The sequence below is a fragment of the Nitrosomonas communis genome (assembly GCF_024102715.1).
Classification (GTDB): Bacteria; Pseudomonadota; Gammaproteobacteria; order Burkholderiales; family Nitrosomonadaceae; genus Nitrosomonas; species Nitrosomonas communis_B.
In genome coordinates, this window is the sequence record NZ_JAGFJM010000059.1 from 1 (window position 1) to 6,601 (window position 6,601).

Consider the following 6,601-nt stretch of genomic DNA (forward strand, 5'->3'; position numbering starts at 1 on the left):
GCGTATGAACATCAGCTATAAAAAAAACACTACAGCATCCCAAAGCGGACGAAGACAAACGGCGCACCTTCCAGGAGACGATTAAGGCGTATAAAGCTCAAAACCGCGTCATCGTCTATATTGACGAGAATGGGCACAAGCCAAAGCAATCAGAAAACAACAAAACCAAACCGTTGAGCAACTCTTTAAAATTGAATCATTTTATGTGACGTAGGCTATATAGGGACTTGATGGTTAATTTTTGCAGAAAAAAAACTGGCTGAAACGATCATCAAGCCACCTATCCATTCTTTAAGCGTCATTATTTCATTAGCAAGAAAGTATGAAGCAATGGCAGCAACGATCAACTCGAACAACATAATGACAATCGCCTGATTTGCCGGAATATGTGTTAAACCATATTGCAATGTAATGCTCAAGAAAAAAATGATTAATCCTAGGCCTAGTAAAAGTAACCAGGCGTCGGTAGAGATACTCGAGATCAGCGGAAGAGATCTCATACTCCATGTCGCAAGAAAACCAATGAGCGTAACACCTAGCCATATTGCCAGTGATTTTAATTGAACATTGTGCTGTTGATCTTTACGGACCAGTACATTGGCCAGAGCAAACATGATGCCACCTGATAACCCCATCCACTCACCATACGAAGCAGGAAAAGAGAAATCTTTTTCTGGCTGCCATAGCATAGTCATTGCGCCAATTAGCGATAGCAAAATGACCCAGTAGCCAAGCAGGCTCAATTTTTCCCTAAGCAGTATGCGTGCAAATAGTATTGTCCATAGGGGTGCCAGATAAAATAACAGCAATACCCGCATAACCTCGCCATGAATGATTCCCAGAACATAAGCAATGTTCGCTATTCCTGAGCACACACCGATCCAGATTAATAAATAGGCTGCTTTATCTAAGAAATTGAATGTTCGAATTTGTTTATGGAAGAACATAATCCCAATTAATAAAGCAACAAAGTAAGCGATTACAGTGGAAGCTTCCCCACTGATTCCAGCCTGCTCCAGCAAACGAAAAGGATACCACGCTACCCCCCAAATAGCTGCACCAATAAGCAAAGCGGTTATAGGGACAATATTTTTTTGTTTGGCCAACATTAGGACTGCCCTTTATAATGAATCACTTTTATCAAACAACTAAGCGCGTGTAAAAATAAAGTTTCGCAAAAAACCACCATGGTGTAGGTGTGGCGGGATCATTTGCGAAATATGCGCTTATACTGACTGCTTTTAGCCTTACCATTAACATCGCAAAATGAACCCAACGCTGAACAACCTGCAACCTTACCCTTTCCAGAAACTTTCCCAATTATTGGATGGAATCACGCCCAACTCGTCGCTATCACCCATTCATTTGCACATTGGTGAGCCTAAACACGCAACACCTGACTTTATTCGCCAGGAACTGGTTAATAACCTCGACGGACTGGCACATTATCCCACAACCATGGGTACAAAATGGCTACGTACTAGCATTGCGACCTGGCTGACGCAACGATATCGACTAACTGCAATTGATCCGGATACAGAAGTGATTCCGGTCAATGGCAGCCGTGAAGCCTTGTTTTCGTTTGCTCAGGCCGTGATTGATACCCATACCACGCAACCCCCTGTTGTAGTGTGCTCCAATCCTTTTTATCAGATTTACGAGGGAGCAGCCTTATTAGCCGGGGCTGCTCCTTATTTTCTCAATACGTTGGCCAAAAGTGGCTTTGCATTGGATTATGCTCAGCTAACTGCTGATATCTGGTCACGTACGCAGCTTGTCTATGTCTGTTCACCAAACAATCCCACTGGTAGGGTGATGACCATGGATGAATGGCAACAGTTATTTGCACTTTCTGATCGTTATGGTTTTGTTATTGCCTCAGATGAATGTTATTCGGAGATATATTTTGATGAGAACCGCCCGCCGTTAGGTGCGTTGGAAGCAGCACAGCGGCTTGGCCGGAACGGATTCCAGCGATTGGTTGTGTTTAGTAGTCTATCCAAACGCTCTAATGTGCCTGGGATGCGCTCCGGCTTTGTGGCAGGCGATGCCGCTATTCTAAAAAAATTTTTGCTGTATCGCACTTATCATGGGAGCGCCATGAATCCTGCAGTACAGGCAGCCAGTAAAGCCGCCTGGGCTGATGAACAGCATGTGATTGAAAATCGTCGCATGTATCGGGAAAAATTCAATAAAGCCATGGCTATTATGGCAGAACACTTACCTGTTACCATGCCGGATGCCGCTTTCTATCTATGGGTAAGAACGCCCATCAATGATACTGAATTCACGCAGAAGCTATATCGCGATTATAATGTCAATGTTTTGCCGGGCAGCTACCTTGCACGTGAAGCCCATGGCGTTAATCCGGGCGAAAATTTCGTACGGATCGCATTGGTGGCACCATTGGCTGAATGCGTGGAGGCAATGGAAAGAATAAAAGATTGTTGTAAATGAATTAATTAAACCTTTTTAAGGAATAGCATGGAACAATTGCAAGCCATTATTGAAGAAGCTTTCGAGCGTCGTGCTGAGATTACCCCGCGTAATGTTGAGGCAAACCTCAAAGAGTCTATTGCACAGGTTATCAATCTGCTTGACAGCGGCAAATTACGTGTGGCTGAAAAAATTGGCGGTGAGTGGGTAACGCACCAATGGATCAAGAAAGCAGTATTACTATCGTTCCGCATTGAAGATAACAGTTTCATTAAAGGTGGTTTTTCCAACTACTTTGATAAAATTCCGTCTAAATTTGCCGATTATAGTTCCAGAGATTTTCGTGATGGCGGCTTCCGGGTAGTACCGCCTGCTGCTGTCCGCAAAGGTTCATTTATCGCCAACAATGTGGTGCTGATGCCTTCCTATGTCAATATTGGCGCTTATGTTGATGAAGGCACCATGGTTGATACCTGGGCTACTGTGGGGTCTTGTGCGCAGATTGGCAAAAATGTGCATTTGTCAGGAGGTGTAGGCATTGGCGGTGTGCTGGAACCTGTGCAAGCCAATCCCACCATCATTGAGGATAATTGTTTTATTGGGGCACGCTCTGAAATTGTTGAAGGAGTAATCGTCGGGGAAAACTCGGTCATTTCAATGGGTGTCTATATCGGCCAGAGCACCAAGATATACCACCGTGAAACAGGAGAAATCAGCTATGGCCGGATACCGCCAGGTTCAGTTGTAGTATCAGGAAGCCTGCCTGCAGAAAACAAGCAATATAGCCTCTATTGCGCAGTGATTGTAAAACAGGTCGATGCCAAAACACGTTCCAAAACCGGGATCAACGAATTGTTGCGGGGTATTTAACTGCAATCGGGTAGATGAGTATCAAACGAACCCCGGCATGTCCGGGGTTACCAATGATCAGCTCTTTTAGTTAGTGCTTACCCAAGAACTACTAAATTCGATAAAGAACAAAAGGTTGTATCTAATTTCAGGAATCAAGGTTTCTGGTAAATTGAAGCAAACGGGTGTTATTTGCTGGTTTTAGCGCATTTTTAATGCAGAACACCCTTAAACCTCGATTAAAATTGGTGAGTGAATTGTTCTCAGAAATAAACTTCGAGAAGAAATCAAATACGCACAGTCCGAAATGCATAAATGGAATTAGATGAAATCGACGTATCCCAAATCAAATTCAACTTGTGTTCACGAGATGACATTCCGAAGATACTGCGCGGATTACAGCACCTGTACATGAACGAGGGATTGTGCCAGAAGGTTTTTGTATTACTGGAAATTGGTTTTTTGATGCTGAGCGTCCTGTAGATCATTATGTCGCACGCGATTATTCCAGCAGATCAAATGGTGAGAGTATCTTTTCCTTCTCTTCCTTTGATAATTGGAGCGCATCGCAAATCCGGACAGCTTGTTGACGTGTACTGGCAAGGTCGCCAATTCGGGCAGCATGTTTGTCGATGATCTTTTGATATTGGGTAGCGGCAGAGTCGATATCGTGTTGCAATAAATAAACTTCACCCAATGTACAACCTGCCCAGAAATCTTCGCCGTTACTCGCAGCTTTTACCAGTGGTAAAACTTCGGTAGCCAACCGTTTGGCTTCTGGCAATTCACCCAGGAAAAGTGATTTCGCGGCAGCGTTGATGCCCGTGTAATAATCTTTTGGATCACCCTGGAAAGCGGTACGATACAATTCACGCGACTTTCTGAGATGCAATATCTTTCCGGATTCCTGATATAAACCATCCCAGGCTGCTGCAAGGATGCCCATTGTTTCGGGGTCCTGGTGGCCGGCGGCTTTAAGCTCGGATAGCACATCAATGGCTTGCTGATATCGCTTGAGGCGTCGCAGCGCGAGTCCTTGCAACTGTTTTACTCGGATTGATTTTGGGAAATACGCTTCGGCGTAATGTAGTACCGCTAAGGCGTTTTCATACTCTTTAAGGCTAATCAATCCCTGAGCTGCTGCCATAACAGGCCCGGGTGTAGCAAGTATCCCCGGTTCTGCGGAGGTGCCGATTTCCTGGAGACGCGCTGAATTTCCTGCTTCGACGGCGCCTCTGATAGCGATCAGCATTTGTTGTGCATCCTGATCAATTTTCTGAGCCATGATGACCGCTTCTGGCGCCAGGGAAACCCCCCGCATGCCACACATTAATTTAAGCAGGTTTACGCCCCGCGGCCCTTCCGGGTTTTCTGCGAAATCAAGGTACAGATCCGCCTGGGCAAAAAGCGGCAAGGGCTCAGCATCGAGTTTTGCGAAAACGTAGTTGAAAGGGTGTGGGCTATTGCGCCGACTATCCTTCAGCGTAGTCATGGCTTGCCGTTCACGTTTGCACCATTCCGAGTCTTTGGTACGACTGGACCACAGAATGACACCGGACGAACTTGCTTGCAGGTTATCAGTCAACGATGTCTCCAGGTTGGCACCCGGAACGAGGTCGTACTGATCCAGAAACGGCTCCCATCCCGCCAGCCTCAAGGCATCATAGAGCGCCATGGCCCAGGCTCGATCCGATGAGCGGTAGCTAATGAACGCATCATAGGCGTTATTCCCGCGCTCGGGGGGCTTGGGCGCATATTGCAGCCATACCTGCATGTGTTCCGCTTGTAGATGCCTACGCTTGTCTGTGATTTCATCCATTCCATCGTGCATGCTAATTCCTTTCATTAATGAGTGATGTGTTGTATCTGGAATAAGCTGATAGCGCGCCCTCGTGTGTCAGGCCAGCTCGAGGACTAACCCGCCGCTGCCTTCCGTACTGCTGTAAGCATGCCATCTTTATCCACGGCAGCCAAAGCATCGAACAAATGCAGTATCTGTTTAAGGTAACCCGCATCGTGATTGATCGCTCGTGCGGCCAGGTACGCTTCGATTGCTTCCGCAAGACGCGCCGACTCACCGTACAGCGCCAGGCCGGCCAGCGTCAGTCCTTTGCTATCAAGTGCTTGGTAATCCTGCGACGTTAGACTGAGTCGCTTGTCCACATGAGTCAACGCCTCCTGAAAAGCCTGTTTTGCAGCAATGCGATCATTCTGCCGCAGCGCAATGACGCCCAACAGGACTGCAACATGAGGATTATTGGGAGGATAATCATAGCCGTGTGCTTCTTCTCCTCTTGTTCGTGCAGCAATGAGGTCATTTCGATACAACGCGGTGCGCGCCATGATATAGCGGCTCACGTTTCGACTCTGTACATTTCCGATCTCGTCGGCAATGTGCATGGCTTGCTCACAAGATAGCATGGCTTGTTCGTAACGTTCTTCGTTGGATTGACTCTCGCCAAGGTTAATAAGCCAAGCTGATTCCAGGAAACGATTGCCGATTTCGCGCGCGATGGCCAGCGCCTGTTCATAATGCTCGATCGCGCGACTGGTCTGGCCCAGGTCAGCGTAGCAGTCACCCAGGTTGCCGAGCCAGACGCCTTCGTTGCCACGATCGCCGATTTCGCGCGCGATGGCCAGCGCCTGTTCATAATGCTCGATCGCGCGGCTGGTCTGGCCCAGGTCAGCGTAGCAGTTACCCAGGACGCCGAGCCAGGGACCTTCGTTGCCACGATCGCCGATTTCGCGCGCGATGGCCAGCGCCTGTTCATAATGCTCGATCGCGCGGCTGGTCTGGCCCAGGTCAGCGTAGCGGTTACCCAGGCTGCCGAGCCAGGAACCTTCGCTGCCACGATCGCCGATTTCGCGCGCGATGGCCAGTGCCTGTTCATAATGCTCGATCGCGCGGCTGGTCTGGCCAAGATCAGCGTAGCGGCTACCCAGGGCGCCGAGCCAGGGACCTTCGCTGCGACGATCGCCGATTTCGCGCGCGATGGCCAGCGCCTGTTCATAATGCTCGATCGCGCGGCTGGTCTGGCCCAGGTCAGCGTAGCGGTTACCCAGGTTGCCGAGCCAGACACCTTCGTTGCGACGATCGCCGATTTCGCGCGCGATGGCCAGCGCCTGTTCATAATGCTCGATCGCGCGGCTGGTCTGGCCCAGGTCAGCGTAGCGGTTACCCAGGCTGCCGAGCCAGGGACCTTCGCTGCCACGATCGCCGATTTCGCGCGCGATGGCCAGTGCCTGTTCATAATGATCGAGCGAGCACACGTGCTGGCACCGGTCAGCGACGCCGTACCCGCACTTGCCAATCTAG

5 protein-coding genes are annotated in these 6,601 nt (G+C 48.7%); 2 read left to right on the forward strand and 3 right to left on the reverse strand.

Annotated elements, in window-relative coordinates:
- Positions 1-215: 215 nt before the first annotated feature.
- The gene (locus J5I83_RS05695; protein ID WP_304054049.1) at positions 216-1,109 is read right to left on the reverse strand and encodes a DMT family transporter; all 894 of its coding nucleotides are present in this window, start codon (positions 1,107-1,109) and stop codon (positions 216-218) included.
- A gap of 157 nt (positions 1,110-1,266) precedes the next feature.
- On the opposite strand from J5I83_RS05695, the gene dapC reads away from it, so the two are divergent.
- Positions 1,267-2,457, forward strand: a complete 1,191-nt coding sequence (gene dapC, locus J5I83_RS05700) for a succinyldiaminopimelate transaminase (RefSeq protein WP_304054052.1) — start codon at positions 1,267-1,269, stop codon at positions 2,455-2,457.
- A gap of 27 nt (positions 2,458-2,484) precedes the next feature.
- Entirely contained in the window at positions 2,485-3,306 is an 822-nt protein-coding gene (gene dapD, locus J5I83_RS05705; RefSeq protein ID WP_304054055.1) for a 2,3,4,5-tetrahydropyridine-2,6-dicarboxylate N-succinyltransferase, read from the forward strand.
- A gap of 481 nt (positions 3,307-3,787) precedes the next feature.
- On the opposite strand, the gene J5I83_RS05710 is transcribed toward dapD, so the two are convergent.
- Entirely contained in the window at positions 3,788-5,116 is a 1,329-nt protein-coding gene (locus tag J5I83_RS05710; RefSeq protein ID WP_304054058.1) for a toll/interleukin-1 receptor domain-containing protein, read from the reverse strand.
- Between the two features lie 83 nt (positions 5,117-5,199).
- Positions 5,200-6,555: a tetratricopeptide repeat protein gene (locus J5I83_RS05715; RefSeq protein ID WP_304054060.1), complete on the reverse strand. Its 1,356-nt coding sequence runs from the start codon at positions 6,553-6,555 to the stop codon at positions 5,200-5,202.
- Between the last annotated feature and the right edge of the window lie 46 nt (positions 6,556-6,601).